The organism is Aeromonas veronii (assembly GCA_041319085.1).
GTDB lineage: Bacteria > Pseudomonadota > Gammaproteobacteria > Enterobacterales > Aeromonadaceae > Aeromonas > Aeromonas veronii_F.
The window spans coordinates 1,090,811-1,107,454 of the sequence record CP101033.1 but is presented as its reverse complement, the minus strand read 5'-3'; the positions used below and the strand labels follow the sequence as shown (position 1 = coordinate 1,107,454).

The 16,644-nt window shown below is 60.3% G+C and carries 13 protein-coding genes and 1 pseudogene; 7 read left to right on the top strand and 7 right to left on the bottom strand.

Translation table 11 applies throughout. The features are described from left to right. Window positions 1-153: 153 nt before the first annotated feature. Window positions 154-1,128: an ABC transporter substrate-binding protein gene (locus tag NMD14_05450; protein ID XEI33865.1), complete on the top strand. Its 975-nt coding sequence runs from the start codon at window positions 154-156 to the stop codon at window positions 1,126-1,128. Between the two features lie 83 nt (window positions 1,129-1,211). On the opposite strand, the pseudogene ligA reads toward NMD14_05450, so the two are convergent. The 3 genes and pseudogenes from ligA to NMD14_05435 form a co-directional block, all read right to left on the bottom strand. Further along, window positions 1,212-3,217: pseudogene (gene ligA, locus NMD14_05445) on the bottom strand (NAD-dependent DNA ligase LigA). A gap of 100 nt (window positions 3,218-3,317) precedes the next feature. Next, window positions 3,318-4,448, bottom strand: a complete 1,131-nt coding sequence (zipA, locus tag NMD14_05440) for a cell division protein ZipA (GenBank protein XEI33864.1) — start codon at window positions 4,446-4,448, stop codon at window positions 3,318-3,320. A gap of 15 nt (window positions 4,449-4,463) precedes the next feature. Beyond that, window positions 4,464-7,838, bottom strand: a complete 3,375-nt coding sequence (locus tag NMD14_05435; protein ID XEI33863.1) for an AAA family ATPase — start codon at window positions 7,836-7,838, stop codon at window positions 4,464-4,466. A gap of 212 nt (window positions 7,839-8,050) precedes the next feature. Between NMD14_05435 and cysZ the strand changes: the two genes are divergently transcribed. Next, window positions 8,051-8,815, top strand: a complete 765-nt coding sequence (gene cysZ / locus NMD14_05430) for a sulfate transporter CysZ (GenBank protein ID XEI33862.1) — start codon at window positions 8,051-8,053, stop codon at window positions 8,813-8,815. A gap of 144 nt (window positions 8,816-8,959) precedes the next feature. Beyond that, window positions 8,960-9,574, top strand: a complete 615-nt coding sequence (locus NMD14_05425; protein ID XEI33861.1) for a trimeric intracellular cation channel family protein — start codon at window positions 8,960-8,962, stop codon at window positions 9,572-9,574. A 102-nt stretch (window positions 9,575-9,676) separates the two neighbouring features. On the opposite strand, the gene NMD14_05420 is transcribed toward NMD14_05425, so the two are convergent. From NMD14_05420 to NMD14_05405, 4 genes are all read right to left on the bottom strand, one after another. After that, window positions 9,677-9,928 carry a DUF3862 domain-containing protein gene (locus NMD14_05420; GenBank protein XEI33860.1) on the bottom strand — a complete coding sequence of 84 codons (252 nt, stop codon included), beginning with the start codon at window positions 9,926-9,928 and terminating at the stop codon, window positions 9,677-9,679. A 47-nt stretch (window positions 9,929-9,975) separates the two neighbouring features. After that, window positions 9,976-10,521 carry a DUF882 domain-containing protein gene (locus tag NMD14_05415; protein XEI34714.1) on the bottom strand — a complete coding sequence of 182 codons (546 nt, stop codon included), beginning with the start codon at window positions 10,519-10,521 and terminating at the stop codon, window positions 9,976-9,978. A gap of 179 nt (window positions 10,522-10,700) precedes the next feature. Continuing rightward, window positions 10,701-12,185 carry a L,D-transpeptidase family protein gene (locus tag NMD14_05410; protein XEI33859.1) on the bottom strand — a complete coding sequence of 495 codons (1,485 nt, stop codon included), beginning with the start codon at window positions 12,183-12,185 and terminating at the stop codon, window positions 10,701-10,703. A 92-nt stretch (window positions 12,186-12,277) separates the two neighbouring features. Next, entirely contained in the window at window positions 12,278-13,048 is a 771-nt protein-coding gene (locus NMD14_05405; protein XEI33858.1) for a transporter substrate-binding domain-containing protein, read from the bottom strand. A 322-nt stretch (window positions 13,049-13,370) separates the two neighbouring features. On the opposite strand from NMD14_05405, the gene NMD14_05400 reads away from it, so the two are divergent. From NMD14_05400 to NMD14_05385, 4 genes are read left to right on the top strand one after another with little or no spacing between them, the layout of a single operon-like run. Beyond that, entirely contained in the window at window positions 13,371-13,916 is a 546-nt protein-coding gene (locus tag NMD14_05400) for a hypothetical protein (protein XEI33857.1), read from the top strand. A 53-nt stretch (window positions 13,917-13,969) separates the two neighbouring features. After that, complete coding sequence (locus NMD14_05395; protein ID XEI33856.1) at window positions 13,970-14,989, top strand: glycosyltransferase family 2 protein; 1,020 nt, start codon at window positions 13,970-13,972, stop codon at window positions 14,987-14,989. Next, window positions 14,986-15,357 (top strand): GtrA family protein, encoded by a 372-nt coding sequence (locus tag NMD14_05390; protein ID XEI33855.1) that lies wholly within the window; start codon window positions 14,986-14,988, stop codon window positions 15,355-15,357. The genes NMD14_05395 and NMD14_05390 overlap by 4 nt, the downstream gene beginning before the upstream one ends. Then, on the top strand, window positions 15,357-16,523 hold the full coding sequence (locus NMD14_05385; protein XEI33854.1) for a hypothetical protein: 1,167 nt from the start codon (window positions 15,357-15,359) through the stop codon (window positions 16,521-16,523). The genes NMD14_05390 and NMD14_05385 overlap by 1 nt, the downstream gene beginning before the upstream one ends. Window positions 16,524-16,644: the final 121 nt, after the last annotated feature.

Below are 16,644 nucleotides of genomic sequence, written 5' to 3'. Positions count from 1 at the left end.
AATCAAATCCAACCTCAAGCAGGGTGCGGGCTGGCGTCCGATCCGCTCATCCGAAAAAAAATCGCGTCCCGCCACACCGTTTCGAGATGACAGCGCCAACCAAAACCGCCCATACTGAGCGAGTACTCTCTACCGCTCGACAAGGGACACCGCATGCGTATCTCCCTGCTGTTGCTACTGCTCTCCACCCTCTCCCTACCACTTTGGGCCGCCAACATTCTGGTGATCAGCAGCTACCATCCCGAATACCTGTGGGACCAAAGCTACAATGAAGGTCTGCGCAAGGGGTTGCAGGGAGAGCACCAGATCTCTCACTTCTATATGGACACCAAACGCCATCCGCGGGAGGCGTTCGACGGCATCGCCCAACGGGCCATCGCTTTTTATCTGAAGAACAAACCGGATTTGGTGCTGCTGGGCGATGACAATGCCATCAACTATCTAGCCAACGAGATCGCCTCGCTGGGTACCCCGGTAGTCTTTCTCGGCATGAACGAAAATCCCCGGCTCAAAGGCTTTGTCGGCCACCCCAAGATCACCGGCGTGCTGGAACGTCCCCTGCTCAAACGCAATATCAGCGAGATGAGCCAGCTGATGGGGGGGCTCGACAAGGCGCTGGTACTGTTTGATGCCAGCCAGGTCGCCCTCACCGCCATCGAGGATGAGTTCAAAACCCAGACCGAACTGCGCGTCGGCCAGACCCGGGTCTACAGCCAGCTGCTCGGCGAGTATGACCTCTGGCAGGAGGCGGTGCTCAACAGCAAGAAAAACGGATATGGCGCCATCTTCCTCGGCCTCTACCACACGCTGCTGGATGAAAATGGCAAGCATGTGGATGAGAAGACGGTATTGGAGTGGACCAGCCGACACAGCCCGGTGCCGGTTTTCTGCTTCTGGGAGTTCACCGTGGGCAAGGGGATGGCCATCGGCGGGCTGGTGCTCGATGGCAAGGATCAGGGGCTGCAGGCTGCAGCGCTCATCAACACCATACTGGCGGGAGCGCTGCCCAAAACCCTCTCCCCGCGGGCCGCCCTGCGTGGCGAGTATCTCTTCAGCAAGAGCGAGCTGGCCCGCTGGCAGCTCACCCTGCCCGACAAATGGCGCCACAAGATCCTCTGGCGTGAGTGAACACCCACACAAAAAAAGAGAACCCGGCCATGCCGGGTTCTCTTTTATCGGAGGCTGCGGTTAGCAGGCTTGGTGAGGGCTATTCAGCCCTGCAACGCCTGTTGTAGCTCCTCTTCGGTCCAGATGGTGATGCCCAACTCCTGCGCCTTGGTCAGCTTGGAACCGGCCGCTTCCCCCGCCACCAGCACATCGGTCTTGGCAGATACCGATCCCGCCACCTTGGCCCCCAGCGCCTGCAGCGCCACCTTGGCGTCGTTGCGCGACAAGGTGGTCAGCGTACCGGTCAGCACGAAGGTCTTGCCGGCAAAGGGTTGAGCGCTTGCTTCTTTCTTCTCGATGGCCGGCCAGTGGATACCGGCGGCCAGCAGGGCCTCCAGCACCTCCACGTTATGGGGCTGACGCAGGAAGTAGTAGACGTGCTTGGCCACCACCTCGCCCACATCGGCCACCGTCAGCAGTTGCTCCACCGAAGCCGCGCGCAGGGCATCCAGGGTGAGGAAGTGGTTGGCCAGATTGAGGGCGGTCGCCTCCCCGACTTCGCGGATCCCCAGGGCAAACAGGAAGCGCGGCAAGGTGGTGCTGCGCGCCGCATCGATGGCGGCCACCAGATTAAGGGCCGACTTTTGCCCCATCCGCTCAAGACCGGCCAGCTGGATGGCGTTGAGGCTGAACAGATCGGCCGGGGTCTTCACCAGCCCCTTGTCCACCAGTTGCTCGATAATCTTGTCGCCAAGGCCATCCACATCCATGGCGCGACGGGCGGCGAAGTGCTTGAGCGCCGCCGATCGCTGCGCCTCGCAGAACAGGCCGCCGGAGCAGCGGGCGACTGCTTCTCCCTCCAGTCGCTCGACTGCAGAGCCACAGACCGGACACTCGGTCGGGAAGAGGATCGCGCGGGCGTCGCTTGGGCGCTGCGCCTCCACCACGGCGACGATCTGCGGGATCACATCCCCCGCCCGGCGCACGATCACGGTGTCGCCGATCATGACGCCGAGCCGCTCAATCTCGTCGGCATTGTGCAGGGTGGCGTTGGAGACGGTCACGCCGCCGACAAACACCGGTTTGAGCTTGGCTACCGGGGTCACGGCGCCGGTGCGGCCGACCTGAAACTCGACGTTCTCAAGCTCCGTCATCTCCTCCTGCGCCGGGAACTTGTGGGCTGTCGCCCAGCGCGGCGCGCGGGCCACAAAGCCCAGCTCCTCTTGCAGAGCGATGGCATCCACCTTGTAGACCACGCCGTCGATCTCGTAGGGCAGCTCGCCACGACGGGCCAGAATGTCGTCGTGGAACGCCTGACAGCCAGCGGCCCCTCTTTGAGCTTCACCTCGGGACTGAGCGGCAGCCCCCACGCTTTGAGCTGGTTGAGACGACCGAAGTGGGTGTCGCCCAACTGCTCGCCCCCCACCCCCACGCCATAGGCGTAAAAGCTCAGGGGACGGCTGGCGGTGATACGTGAATCGAGCTGACGCAGGCTGCCAGCGGCGGCATTGCGCGGGTTGACGAATACCTTCTCGCCCGCGGCCAGCGCCTTGGCGTTCATCGCCTCAAAACCGGCCTTGGGCATAAAGACTTCACCACGCACCTCCAGCCGGGCAGGCCAGCCAGTGCCACGCAGCGCGAGCGGAATGGCCTTGATAGTGCGCACGTTCTCGGTGATCTCCTCACCAGTGGCGCCATCGCCCCGGGTAGCCGCCTGCACCAGCTGACCATCCACATAGAGCAGGCTCACCGCCAGACCGTCGAGCTTGGGCTCGCAGCAGAAGGTGAAACGCACGTCACGCTTGAGGCGATCGCTCATCCGCTGTTCGAACGCCTGCAACTCTTCGCTGCTAAAGACGTTATCCAGACTGAGCATGGGGATCTCGTGACGCACCTGACTGAACGCCGTCAGCGGCTGGCCACCGACCCGCACGCTGGGGGACGACGGTGTTTTCAGCTCGGGATGCTCGGCTTCCAGCGCAATCAGCTCGCGCATCAGGCGATCGTATTCGGCATCCGGCACTGTGGGGTTATCCAGCACATAGTACTGGTGACCATATTCGGTAAGCAGTTCACACAATTGACGGTGACGGGAGAGGGTGTCGCTCATGAAAAAGTCTCGAAGTGTGATTGAACATCCGGCCCGGGGTAGAAACAAAAATGCGGTACCAGGGTACCGCACTTTTTCTTCACTCGACCCGCATGGCGTATTAGTCGCGACTGGCCTCGTAGGTAGCCAGCTCGTGACGGTAACGGGCAATGGTCTCGTCGCTCAGCGGGCTGCGATCCATATCTGTCAGCATGGCATCGAGATCGCTGGCCAGCTGATCGGCGGCCTGCAGCATGTCCTCGAAGGCAAACGCGGCATTGCTGCGCAGCGGCAGTTGCATGAAGAGCGACACGCCCGGGGTGGCGAACTGCTCCATCCGGTACGGGTTGAAGGTGCCCGGCTTGACCATGTTGATCATGGAGAAGAGCACTTCGCCATTGCCGTTCGGGTCCTCGTGACGGTGGAAAATATCCATCTCGCCAAACTTGAAGCCCAGCGCCATCAGGGATGAGAGCAGGGTCGCCCCTTGCAAGTCGTGACCCGGACGGCCCATCAGGTTGATGACGTAGACATCCTGCCAGATCTTCTCGACCGGCTGTGGCGCCATGCGCTGCTCTTCAACCACCGGAGCAGGTGCCACATAGACCGGCTCTTCATAAACAGGCTCGGGAGCGTGCACCGGCTCGGCACGAACGGTGTCAGCGGTACGGACTGTCTCTGTACGGGCGCCAAAGGTCGGGGCGGTCGCATAAGCGGGCTCGACCAGCGGCTCGTCGTCCAGTGACTGCATCATGGGCTCACGCTGGGGGCGGGAACGGTAGACCGGGGTACGACGATTGACCTGAGCTGGCTTGCGCACCGGCGCGGCGGGCGCCTCGTCGATCTCCTCGGGCAACGGTTCGTCGAACGCTTCCTCTTCTTCATAGACAGGAGGCGGCGGAACCGGGCGGGCAGCAGGCTTGCGCACTACGGGCGGCGGCAGATCGTCCTCGTCATCTTCATCATCAAAGGCGGGGACGGCAGGGCGACGACCGAGTTCCGGCTGGCGGCTCTCTTCACTGCGCAGCTTGGGCTCGGCACGACGGCCACCACTGACCACGCGCACCTGGCCGATGCCATCACTGTCGAAGGTGTCGTTATCACGATCCCGCGACTTGGAGTCCATCCGTCCAATCGGTTTCTCTTTGATCGGTGCCTGACGATTCTTTTTGTTGCTCCACAACCCGTGAATGAGCAATGCCGCAATAGCAATACCGCCCAGGGCAACCAAGATGTAACGCAATTCCTGCATTAGCTGCTTCTCTTTCTAGTTTTGCTCAGCCAAAGCGACGGCTTCACCGATATCGACCGACACAATGCGAGAAACCCCGGGCTCTTGCATCGTGACGCCAACCAGCTGCTCAGCCATCTCCATGGAGACCTTATTATGACTGATGTAAACGAACTGTACTGTGCTCGACATCTCTTTGACAAGAGAACAGAAGCGACCAACGTTCACTTCATCGAGCGGTGCATCCACCTCATCCAGCAGACAAAAAGGTGCTGGGTTGAGTCTGAAGATGGCAAAAACCAGCGCAAGTGCGGTTAACGCCTTCTCCCCCCCGGAAAGCAGGGCAATGGTAGCATTCTTCTTACCCGGAGGTCTCGCCATGATGCTCACTCCGGCCTCCAAAAGATCATCGGAGGTAAGCTCAAGCCAGGCACTGCCCCCACCGAACACTTTCGGAAACAGGGATTTTAAATCTTCGTTGACCTTATCGAAAGTGTCCCGGAACCGTATTTGTGTCTCTTTATCAATTCTTTTAATGGCTTGGCTCAAGGTTTCCAGCGCTTGCTCGAGATCCTGACACTGATTTTCGAGGTAGGTTGCCCGGGTTTTCGCCTCTTCGTACTCCTCCAGCGCCGCCAGGTTGATGGCGCCGAGCGCCTCCACTTGCCCCTCCAGAGTCTGGATCTCCTGACGCAGCTTGCTGCGATCTGCTGCGATCAGCACCGCCTGATCGAGATCCACCAGTCGAACCCCCAGCTCTTCGAACTGTTCGTGCAGCCCCTGTCGACGGGTGAGGTTGCGTTCGCGCTCAAGGCGCAGGGTTGCCAGCTTCTCCTGCAAAGTAACAAGCTGCTTGTGATCGGCACTTCTGGCCTGCTCCAGCTCACCGAGCTGACGCTCCAGCTCGGTGAGCCGCTGATGGCAGGCGAGTTGCAGCGCCTCCAGATTGCGCTGCTCGGCCAGCAGTGGCGCCAAATCAGGCACCGTCTCGCTATCCGGCCCTTTCAGCCCGGCCAGCTCCAGCCCTAGCCTCGCCAGCTCCTCTTCACCCAGAGTAACGAGTTGGCGCAGACTGCCCAGCTCCAGTTGCAAACGCTGGCAGGCCGCTTGTTGCTGCTCGCGGCGCAAACGGGCCTCGTCAACCGCCCGCTCACAGCGGGTCAGCTGCTCCTGAGCAACTTGCAACGCTTGTGTCAGCGGCTCCCCCTGCTCCTGCAACTCGGCAAGGCGCGTCTCATCGAGTTCCAGTTGTTCACGGGCGATGGCCAGTCGCTCTGCCTCTTCGGCCTGCTCCTGATCGAGCCGGATCAGCTCTTCGCCGAGCTGGCCGAGCCGCTGCAACCGCTCCTGCCGCTGCCCCTGTTGCAGGATCCAGGCTTCGCGCAGTTGTTGCCATTTCTGCTCCTGCTCACGCAAGGTTCGCTGCGACAACTCCTGCGCGCTGGCCAGCTGGGCGCGCCGGGCATCGGCAGCCACAAGTTGCTCGCTCAGCTGTGCCAGCCCCGCGGCAACCTTCTCCTGCTCGGTATGCAACCGCTCACGCTCACCGAGCAGCGCCAGGGTGCCAAGCGCCGCCCCCTGCCCCAGATCGGCCCAGTTTGGCCCCAGCCAGTCGCCAGCAGGAGTCAGTACCGACTCACCGGCCGCAAGGCTTGGCTGGCGGGCCAAGGCGGCCTCCCGGCTCTCCACCAGCCAGATGGCATTGAGGAAGGCGGGAATGTGCTCGCCGCCCAGTTGCGCCGCCAGGGTACCAGCAATCGCCGGTTGCGCCGGGCCAATCCAGAGTCCCTCTTGCGCCAGATTATGCTCGTCCGCCGGGGTTGCGGTGAGCCAGCGACCCAGCACCTTGTCGAGCGCCTGTGCCCATTCGGGGGCAACGTGCAGCCGATCGGCCAGGGTCGCCCCCTCCATCTGTTCGCCGAGGATCTGATCCAGCGTCGCCAACCGCGCCTCCAGCTCCCGTTGCAGGCTCAACTGTTGGCCATGCTGCTGCTTGAGTTGTTCATGGGCGTCGACCGCCAGCGCCAACTGCTCGGTCAGCTCGCCGGTGGCAGCCCGCGTCAGCTCCAGCTCGCCACTCTGGGCATCGAGGGCCGGTTGCAGGTCATCGGCCGCTGCGCCGAGTGGACCCGCGCGTTCATCTTCCAGCTTGAGGCGGGCCAGCCGGGTCTTGGCTTGCAGCTCCTGCAGGCCACCCAGCCGGGTGCGGGTCTGGTTGAGCTGCCCCTGCAACCCTGCCAATTGTTGTTGCCACTGCTGCTGGCGCAAGCGGGCCTGCTCCAGCTGCTCGCTGGCGTGCTGGCGGGCCTCCTGTTGCTCGGTGAGCAACTGCTCACACTGCTCCAGCCGGGCGCTCTCCTGCTCAGCGCGCAGAGCCCCTTCGGTCAGCTGATCCTGCTGGCTGGCAAGCTGCGCCTTGCGGGTGGCGATCCGCTCGCCCAGCGCCTGAGCACGAGCCTGCCAGTCGCGCCCCAGTTCACTCTGGTGCAATTGTTGCTGCTCAAGACGGGCGATGGCTTGCCCGCCGAGAAAAATCTGTTGTTGGCGACTCGCTTGCTCGGCTTGTGCCTCTTGTCTGGCAACCGATAGGGTGACGTGGCGCCCGTCATCGGCGGTGCGCTTGGCATCGAGCGCCGCCAGCGCCTGCTCGGCCTGCGCCAGTTCGGTTTTGGCCTCGCCAAGGCGCGTCTCCAGCGCCCACAATTCGGAGCCAATCAGCTCGGCGCGGGCCGCGCGCGAACGACTCTTGAGCTGTTTGTAGCGCTCGGCGGTCTCGGCCTGGGCTTTGAGGTGGTCAAGGCGCGAGCCCAGCTCGCCGCGAATATCGCCGAGGCGCTCCAGATTCTCCTGAGTGTGGCGAATACGCTGCTCGGTCTCGCGGCGCCGCTCCTTGTAGCGGGAGACCCCGGCGGCCTCTTCCATAAAGAGCTTGAGATCGGCCGGACGTGACTCCACCAGTCGGCTGACCGTGCCCTGCTCGATGATGGCGTAGCTGCGGGGGCCAAGACCGGTGCCGAGGAAGAGGTCGGTCACATCCTTGCGGCGGCACTTCTGGCCGTTGATCTGATAGTGGTTGGAGCCGTCGCGCAGCACTTCGCGGCGCACCGAGATCTCGGTAAAGCGGCCGAACTCGCCGGGCACCCGGTTGTGGGGATTGTCAAACACCAGCTCGACCGAGGCGCGCCCGTGCGCACTGCGATTGATGGAGCCGTTGAAGATGACATCGGTCATGTTCTCACCGCGCAGATGGCGGGCGGAGCTCTCCCCCAGTACCCAGCGCACCGCGTCGATGACGTTGGATTTGCCACAGCCATTGGGGCCCACCACGGCGGTCATGTCTGCCGACAGTTCGATGCGGGTCGGCTCGACAAACGACTTGAAGCCGGCGAGTTTGATCAGTTTCAGACGCATGGCGACCTGTATCAGTGGCTAAATAAAGAGGAGGTGAGCAGGCGATTTTACCAAATCCAGACCCGGCTTTGTTTGTAATATGCAGGCATAATCCCCATCCATGCCCGCTTTTCAGTCGCCACGGCAAGAAATAAGGAATAGTCGGCGACTTTACCAAATCAAAGGCTTGTTTGTAATATGCAGGCAGTTTCCCATGAACAGATGGAGCTCAGATGAGCCACTCCCCCCGTATGGTAAAAGACTCGATCAGCGGTGCAGACTACTTCCTGCGCGGCTTCTCGCTCATTCGTCAGCCCGGCATCCGCACCTTCGTGCTGATCCCCTTGCTGGTCAACTTCGTGCTGTTTTCCGGGGCCTTCTATGCCCTACTGCTGCAGCTGGACGGCCTGTTCGCCTGGCTCCATCAGCAGATCCCCGCCTGGCTCGACTGGCTGGACTACCTGCTGTGGCCCATCGCCCTCATCACCATCCTGGTGGTCTTCTCCTTTATCTTCAGCTCGGTCGCCAACTGGGTAGCCGCCCCCTTCAACGGCCTGCTGGCAGAGAAGGTAGAACAGATCCTCACCGGCCAGCCTGCCAATGACAGCGGCATGCTGGATATCGTCAAGGATGTGCCGCGCACCTTCGGCCGCGAATGGACCAAGCTGAAATATTACCTGCCCAAGGCCATCGGCTGCCTGATCCTGTTCCTGATCCCGGTGGTGGGCCAGACTCTGGCGCCGGTGCTCTGGTTCCTGTTCAGCGCCTGGATGATGGCCATCCAGTATGTGGACTATCCGTTCGACAACCACAAGATCGGCTTCATCACCATGCGCGATGCCTTGAAGCAGCGCCGCGGCAAGTGCCTGAGCTTTGGCGCTTTGGTCACCCTCTTCTCCGCCATTCCGGTGGTGAACCTCTTCGTGATGCCGGTCGCTATCTGCGGCGCCACCGCCATGTGGGTCGATCACTACCGGCAGGAGCAGTTGGGGCGCTAACCCTTGAACCTTGATTAGAAAAGGCACCCGAAACGGTGCCTTTTTTGCATTTAGCATGAGTTAAATTAATGCATGCATTCGATCGCTTGTCCCATATGACACGAGTTGGTAGGATTCGGGGCTTTTCATTCCCTGGGATATCTCATGTTACATGCACTCTTCTTGGTGGGCTTGGTGGCCGAAGGGATGACCGGCGCGCTGGCTGCGGGCCGGCGACGGATGGATCTGTTTGGTGTGGTGATCATCGCCTCGGCGACGGCCATCGGTGGCGGCACCATTCGCGATGTGCTGCTGGGCCACTATCCGCTGCTCTGGATTGAGCATCCGGAGTATGTGCTGCTGGTTGCCGCCGCAGCAATGGTGGGAGTGGTCTCCGCCCCCCTGATGCGCTATCTCGGCAAGCTGTTCATGGCCCTCGATGCCCTGGGACTGGTGGTCTTCTCCATCTTCGGTGCCGCCCGTGCGCTGGAGATGGGCCACGGCGCCGGCATTGCCTGCATCATGGCGGTGGTGACCGGTGTCTTTGGCGGGGTGCTGCGGGATCTGCTGTGCCAGCGCATTCCGCTGGTGTTTCGTCGCGAGCTCTATGCCGCCATTTCGCTGATCACCGCAGCGCTCTACTGTCTGGCGCTGGATCAGGGCTTGCCGACTAACTGGGCCGCGTTCGGTTCCATCGGGATCGGCTTTGTACTGCGGCTGCTGGCGGTTCGCTTCAAGTGGGGATTGCCCACCTTCAACTACCAGTACGCGACCCACTGAGTACGCCAGCTTCTGGCGAGGCAGGTTGGATTGCGAGCAACAAAAAAGCGCCCGAGTGGCGCTTTTTTCATGGCAGTGCTGTTTTACCCACCCAGCTACGACTCAGTTAATCCCTTCCGAGCTGAAGAAGGTCGCCTTGTCGGCGATAAAGCGGATCTTGATGTTCTTCCCTTCCCCACCCCAGAGGCAGCTGGTAGTACCCAGCACGTCATCACAGCGCTCCGCCTTGCCAAGAATGGTGCTGGCTTCGGCGTAACTCATCCCCATCTTCAACTGGTCGTAATTTTCGCGGTTGAGCTTGCTGCAACCGGTCAACAACAGGGCGATCAGGCCGCCAATCACTATCTTTTTCATCGCTATCTCCTCACCGATGGGAAGAGCTTGACAGCTTGCCCACCCCTTTACCAGCTTCGTACCGGGCCGGTATCGAGGTGAACGAAGTTATCGCGGGGATAGTAGCCGACCCCACCCACCTTGAGATTGAGGGCCGCCTTGCGCAGATGGGCCAGCTGTACGCCGGGGATCCGCACATCCACCGCCTGCCCCAAGGTGTGGTAGCTGTGCTTGGCCACGCCGCGGCTCTTGTGGCGCTTCTGACGATTGGTCTCCGGGGCGCGATAGCCGGAGATCAGCTGGATTTCGCTGCGCTGGCCCAGCTTGTGCTGCAACAGGAACAGCTGATCAAACAGCTTCTTATCGATGCTGAACACTTCATTGCGGCGGTAATCGCGGAAGATGTGGTTAAGCTCGGCCAATCCATCGCTCAGATAACGGCCATTCTCCCAATAACTGGCGCGTACCCGCTCGCCGGTATTGAGATTGAAGAAACTGAGTTCACGCCCAGTGGTACTGCGGCTTGCCAGTGCAGGGAAGGAGATCAGCGAGCTACCCAGCAGGCAACCGGCTCCCAACAACAGGCGACGTCGACTTATCTTTTGTTCCAGCATAAGGGGTTCGTCCATCGCAGCTTCAAACGAAAATATTCAAGCGAAAAAATAGTTGAATAAGATCACTGAGTGAATGTGATACAGGCGCTTGAAACTACCCTCCGGCGGGGGGCCTGTCAAACCTCAATCGCCCATAGAAAAGCCCGGCACAGGCCGGGCTTTTCACTCTGTGGCAGGGATCACAGCAGGCGGCTCTGGAAGCTGACCCGATCAAATCCGTAGATGTCGTTGCGCAGCTGCTGGCGGCCATTTTCGTCGATCCAGCTACTCCAGTAGACGGTAAAGACCGGGATCGGCGTGGTGAGCGGCAACCATTTGGTCTGGCTCTCCTTGAGGATATTGGCCACCTTGTCCGGCTGATAACGGGAATCTGCCAGCAACAGCTCGGCCAGATCGTCCGCTTGCTCCACCCGGATGCAGCCCGAACTGAAGGCGCGCGCCCCTTGCTCGAACAGCGCCTTGCGCGGGGTGGAGTGCAGATAGATGGCGTCATTGTTGGGCAGGTAGAACTTGTAGCGCCCCAGGGCATTGTGATCCCCCGGCTTTTGCCGCAGGCGATAGGGGAAACCGGCGGCCAGCGCCTGATGCCACCCCTCTTCGGTGAACTGGACCGGATTGCCCTCGCTGTCGATCACCTCGAACTGCTCGCGACTCAGATAGGCGGGATCGCGACCCAGCTTGGGCAGGATGTCCTTGCTCAGGATCGAGCGCGGCACATGCCAGGAGGGGTTGAGCACGATGGAGCGAATTTCGCTGGCCAGAATGGGAGTAGCCCGCTGCTCCTTGCCGACGATGACCCGGCTGGTGAATACCTCGTTGCCGGACTCCACCACGCTCAGGCGGTAGTCGGGAATATTGACCAGCACGTAGCGGCCACCGGCGAGCTGATCCACCAGATCGCGACGCCACAGGTTGCGCAGCAGCAAGCTGGCGCGCACTTGCGGGCCGGTATTGAGCCAGGAACGGGTCTGACGGCCGATGATGCCGTCTGCGGTGAGACCATGACGACGCTGGAACTGTTTAATGGCCTGCTCGGTGTCACCATCGTAAATCTGATCACCATGGCTCGGGGCACTGTCGCCCAGCTCGTTGAGCATGGCGCGGATCTGGCCAAGCTCGGCTGAGCTCTCTCCGGCACGCAGGGTCGGCATATCGAGAGTCGGCCATTTGCTGGCCATCGGCATCGCCAGCAACTTGTGCACTTTGGCTCGCACCGCCTCGTATTCCGCCACCTGGGGGCGCAGGGATTTCACTTGGGTGAGCAGATCCTCATCGCTGGGCTTGGTCACCACAGGACGGTTCAAATCGAGCTTGAGGGTATTCATCTGCTCGCGAGAGACCAGATCCATCCCCCGCCAGGCATGCTGGAAACGACTCAGCTTGGCAAAAATGTCGTCATAGGTGGCACCCTGTTTGGCGGCTGGTGCAGCCTTCAGACGCTGCCACAAGGTGAAAAAATCGGGGTGCAGTTGCGCCAGCACAGCCTCTTGTAACTGCTGCTCCAGCTCGACACGGGCCTGTTCGGCCTGACGGCCCTGATACCAGTCGTGTCCGGTCTCACTGGCCGCCACCACTACTTGCGCGTCGGTCGCATGTACCGCGCCAGCGGGCAAACATCCCAACCACATCAGATTGGCAAGGGCCAGCCAATACTTCATCCCCATGGATACCTCAAAACGGTTTGTTCACTCTGTCAGGCCTGACAGGCAGACCCGATGCTAAGGCCGCTCATGATGCGTGAACGGCCAATACTTTGCTAGCGCCCGGGGGCATAACGTTGCCAGATAATGTCATACGCATCCGTCTCCTTGAACCGGGCTAACGCCTGATTGAACTGTTGCAAGAACTGCGGCGAAAAGCGCCGCTTGCTCAACATAAAGCAGCTCGGCGATTCGTAAACCACCATGGGGTGACTGGTGAACTGACCGCTCATCCCCTCCTTGTTAAGGGCGCTGGGGGTGGCCAGTGCGTCACCGAGGAAGCCATCGATACGCCTGCGGGCCAGCTTCTCGACATTCTGTTTGTCGCTCACCGCACTCACCTGTTTGGCATAGCGAGCGAGCAGCGACATCACCTCATCACCATAAAAGTACTCTTTGGTGACGCCGAGGGTGTAGCCACTGGCCAGCCAGCTCGCCAGATCCTGCTCGGGATAGTGGCTGTCCTTACGGATCCACAGCAAGGTACGTCCCGGGTTGTAGGAGTCAGAAAACCAGGCATAACGGGTGCGCTCATCGTTGATGTTCGCCTCCATCGCCATATCAATCTCACCATAGGCCATCTCATGGAGCACCCGCTTCCAGGGCAACTCCACATAGTTGATCTTGCAGCCCATGGAAGAGAGCACCGCCGTCAGCACCTCGGCGGCATAACCGCGCACCTGTTGCGGTGTGTCGGCCTGATAGTAATGGTAAGGGGGCCAGTTATCGTAACCGACCCGAATGGGCTCGGAACACAGGGCCTTGGCCAATGCCATTGGCGCCCATAATCCAAACAACAGGCACAGGCAATAGCAGATCCACTTCATATATCATCCTTGACGAAACGGTGAGTCATCATAAATCGCCCCCCGCAAAATGGCGATAGAGGCCAGATGTGTATCGAATCAGCTAGACAATAACGCTGCAAAGCAACCATATCAGCCAAACTGCCCGCCGGAGTGCCCCTTGCCACAGGCGACTTGCCCACGCCAGGTCTGTTTGACCAGAAAACCGCAACGTTTGGAACAAGGGGAAAAAAGGGTTAATATGTGACCAAATTTTTTTTTGTGATCCACTATGCTTTTTTTGCAATTGGATTAGCATATGCGCAACATCGGCCTACCCATTCTGTCAGGCGTAGAGAGTGATATGACGTACAAAAAGTTCGGTTTTTTGACTGCCATTCTGGCGTTAAGCGGTTTTTATCTTTACACCCTCTATCTGGCTGCTCACCCCAACGTGAGCCTGGCCTACAAACTCTATTATCTGGAAGGCAAGACCCGCTTCTGGGAACATAACTCCAGCATGACCTACCAGCCGGGTAACGAGCTCAATCTGACCAAACCGAGCCGCTTCCTCTCCAGCGAAGGCTGGGCCAAGAAGCCGAGCGATGAAGGCACTCTGCTCACCGGTCAGGGCGGTCTCTACTTCGTGCTGCCCAAGCAGGCGGCCAATCCGGATCAGCTTACCGTACAGGCCCGCATCAACAGCCCGGAAGCCGGTGCCCTGTTGCAGGTGGCGCTCGGTCACGACTTCACCACCACTGTGAAACTGGCCAAAGCGGGCATCAACGAAATCCGCCTCAGTCTGCCCGGTGACTCGCTCACGGCAGATCCCAAGCGCCCCAATTTTCTGGCGCTCTCGGCACCAACCCCCATCAACGTTCAATCAGTGCGCCTGACCGTTGCCCAGTGATATTTGCCCTGAACACCGTTTTATAAAAACTACTATCCAATAAGGACGTTCTTATGTCGTATCCAGATTTTCGACTCTCTCTGGTCGTTCCCGTTTACAACGAGGAAGAGAGCATCGATGCCTTCATCAACGCGATAGACAACGAACTGGCCCCGCTGAAAGACCAGCTTGAAATTGTATTCGTCAACGATGGCAGCCGTGATCGCACCCGTGAAGTGGTCGAGCAGGCCATCGCCCGCGATCCGCGCGTAACCCTGGTCAACCTGGCCCGCAACTTTGGTAAAGAGGCGGCCCTGACCGCCGGTCTGCATCAGGCCAAAGGGGACGCCATCGTGCCGATGGATGTGGATCTGCAAGACCCGCCCGCCCTGATCCTGGAGTTCGTCAAACTGTGGCAGACCGGTGACTATGACACCGTCTACGGCATCCGCGTCGATCGCAGCGCCGATACCCCGATGAAGCGCCTGACGGCCGGTGGCTTCTACCGCTTCTTCAACGCGCTCTCCACCAGCACCAAGCTGCCGGAGAACGCCGGTGACTTCCGCCTGATCGACCGTCGCGTGGTCGAGGCGATCAAGCTGCTGCCTGAACGCAATCGCTTCATGAAGGGTCTGTTTGCCTGGGCCGGTTTCCGTGCCGTTGGCGTCCCCTACGAGCGCCCGGCCCGTCACGCCGGTGAAACCAAGTTCAACTACTGGAAACTGTGGAACTTCGCCCTCGACGGCCTGCTCAGCTTCTCCAGCTGGCCGCTGCGGGTCTGGAGCTATGTGGGTGTCGGCGTCTCCTTCGTTGCCTTCCTCTATATCCTCAAGATCGTGACCCAGGTGGTCTTCTTCGGCATCGACGTGCCCGGTTACGCCTCCCTGATGTCCGTGGTGCTGTTCCTCGGCGGTATCCAGCTGCTGTCGCTCGGCATCATCGGCGAGTACATCGGCCGCATGTTTGTAGAAGTGAAGCAGCGCCCGGTCTACCTCATTGAAGGGGTCTATGGCCAGTATGCCAAGCAGGATGCGGCCACACCGCAGAACGCTGAGAACAATCAGCAAGAGCAGCAGGAGCAAGCGCCTCAATGATCTCCCGCGAGGAATTCTGGCGGCTGGTACGTTTCGGTTTTGTCGGCGGGGGGGCCACCCTCGTCGACCTTGGCACCTCCATCGCACTGTTTCATACCTGGCCCACCATCTCGGAGCATCTGGTCACCACGCTGGCTTTTGCCATCGCGTTCTGGTTCTCCTTCTTTGGTCACCGCTACATCACCTTCCAGAAGCAGGGAGCCGCCAGCAAGTTTCTGCTGGTCGCCCTCTTCTCGCTGGCGGTGCGTAACCTGATCCTGAGCGGCCTGCTGTTTGCGGGGCTCTCCGGTCTGCTGCCGGTGGTCATCGCCACCCTGACCGTTACCGTCCTCACTTACGTTCTCTCTCGCGTCTGGGTTTTTGCCTGATGAATGATATGACCAATACCGCCCCGCTCACCGGGGCTGCACAGCCCTATCGCCCGTCACTGCGCATCAGCGGCCGTGACTGGCTGATGATCATCGCCGCCTTCATGCTAAGCCGGGTGGCGCTGTATGGCATGGGCTACTTCGGTGTCCAGCTCTATGGCACTCCCGGTATCGGGCCACTGCAAGCCTATTGCCAGTTCGACTGCGTCTGGTTCCAGCGCATCATCGAAAACGGCTACGACCTCTACCCGCGCTGGCTGAGCAAGGGCAATGCGGCCAACTGGGCCTTTATGCCGCTCTATCCGATGGTCTCCGGTGCCATCTCCAACCTGTTCAATGTCGAGAGCCTGATCGGCCTCATCATTGTGGCCAACACCTCCTTCTTCGCCAGTTTGCCGCTGATGCTGCTGGTGCTGCGTCAGCTAAAGCTGGGTGACGATACCGCCCGCTTCGGCGTCTGGCTGCTCGCCTTCTCCCCCTTTTCCGCCTACTTCGTCTCCGGTTATACCGAGTCGACCTTTATGGCGCTGATGCTGGGGATGTTCCTGTTCGCCTATCGGGAGCAGTGGCTGATGGTGGCCGTGTTGGGGGTCTGTATCTCCGGTACCCGCAACCTGGGGGTGATGATGGTCTTCCCGGTGCTGATCCTGGCGCTGCAAGCCTACGGCTGGCGGGAATTTTTCCGCTTCACCGAGCGCGCCTTCAAGGTGGTGTTCACCCTCTGGATGATCCCGTTTGGCCTGTTTGCCTACATGGTCTACCTCTATCACCTGACCGGTGATGCAATGGCCTTCAAGCACATTCAGGTGGCCTGGGGTCGTTACATGGACAGCCCGCTGGACTGGTGGCTGAGCGGTTTCGAACTGGGCGGCCGCAAGGCTTATCTCTCCATCATGGTGATCTTCGGCTGGTGTCTGAACGGCTACCTGTTCAGCCAGAAACGCTGGGCTGAAGCGACCCTGATGTTCATCTGCTGCACCATTCCGCTGATGACCGGCCTCAACGCCATGCCACGCTACATGTTCGGGCTCTACCCGACCCTGCTGGCCATCATTCTGCTGACCCATCGCTGGCCTGCCATCCGCCCTGCAGTACTCTGCATCAGCGGCATGGTGGCCTCCTTCATCGCGGTGGCCTTCGTCAACTTCAAGTTCTTCACCGTCTGATGTGACGATGATGCCTGACACACCAAATGCCGGTCGCCTGACCGGCATTTTTATGGCCGCTATTTTTATCGACAGCGTCCCCCCACCACTCCCCATCACACTTTGCTCGGCTTGAAAACGT

What these genes read in the sequence shown, in the direction of transcription:
- NMD14_05450 (XEI33865.1), top strand. Translation starts at nt 154, where the DNA reads ATGCGTATCTCCCTGCTGTTGCTACTGCTCTCCACCCTCTCCCTACCA.
- zipA (XEI33864.1), bottom strand. Translation starts at nt 4,448, where the DNA reads ATGCAGGAATTGCGTTACATCTTGGTTGCCCTGGGCGGTATTGCTATT.
- NMD14_05435 (XEI33863.1), bottom strand. Translation starts at nt 7,838, where the DNA reads ATGCGTCTGAAACTGATCAAACTCGCCGGCTTCAAGTCGTTTGTCGAG.
- cysZ (XEI33862.1), top strand. Translation starts at nt 8,051, where the DNA reads ATGAGCCACTCCCCCCGTATGGTAAAAGACTCGATCAGCGGTGCAGAC.
- NMD14_05425 (XEI33861.1), top strand. Translation starts at nt 8,960, where the DNA reads ATGTTACATGCACTCTTCTTGGTGGGCTTGGTGGCCGAAGGGATGACC.
- NMD14_05420 (XEI33860.1), bottom strand. Translation starts at nt 9,928, where the DNA reads ATGAAAAAGATAGTGATTGGCGGCCTGATCGCCCTGTTGTTGACCGGT.
- NMD14_05415 (XEI34714.1), bottom strand. Translation starts at nt 10,521, where the DNA reads ATGCTGGAACAAAAGATAAGTCGACGTCGCCTGTTGTTGGGAGCCGGT.
- NMD14_05410 (XEI33859.1), bottom strand. Translation starts at nt 12,185, where the DNA reads ATGGGGATGAAGTATTGGCTGGCCCTTGCCAATCTGATGTGGTTGGGA.
- NMD14_05405 (XEI33858.1), bottom strand. Translation starts at nt 13,048, where the DNA reads ATGAAGTGGATCTGCTATTGCCTGTGCCTGTTGTTTGGATTATGGGCG.
- NMD14_05400 (XEI33857.1), top strand. Translation starts at nt 13,371, where the DNA reads ATGACGTACAAAAAGTTCGGTTTTTTGACTGCCATTCTGGCGTTAAGC.
- NMD14_05395 (XEI33856.1), top strand. Translation starts at nt 13,970, where the DNA reads ATGTCGTATCCAGATTTTCGACTCTCTCTGGTCGTTCCCGTTTACAAC.
- NMD14_05390 (XEI33855.1), top strand. Translation starts at nt 14,986, where the DNA reads ATGATCTCCCGCGAGGAATTCTGGCGGCTGGTACGTTTCGGTTTTGTC.
- NMD14_05385 (XEI33854.1), top strand. Translation starts at nt 15,357, where the DNA reads ATGAATGATATGACCAATACCGCCCCGCTCACCGGGGCTGCACAGCCC.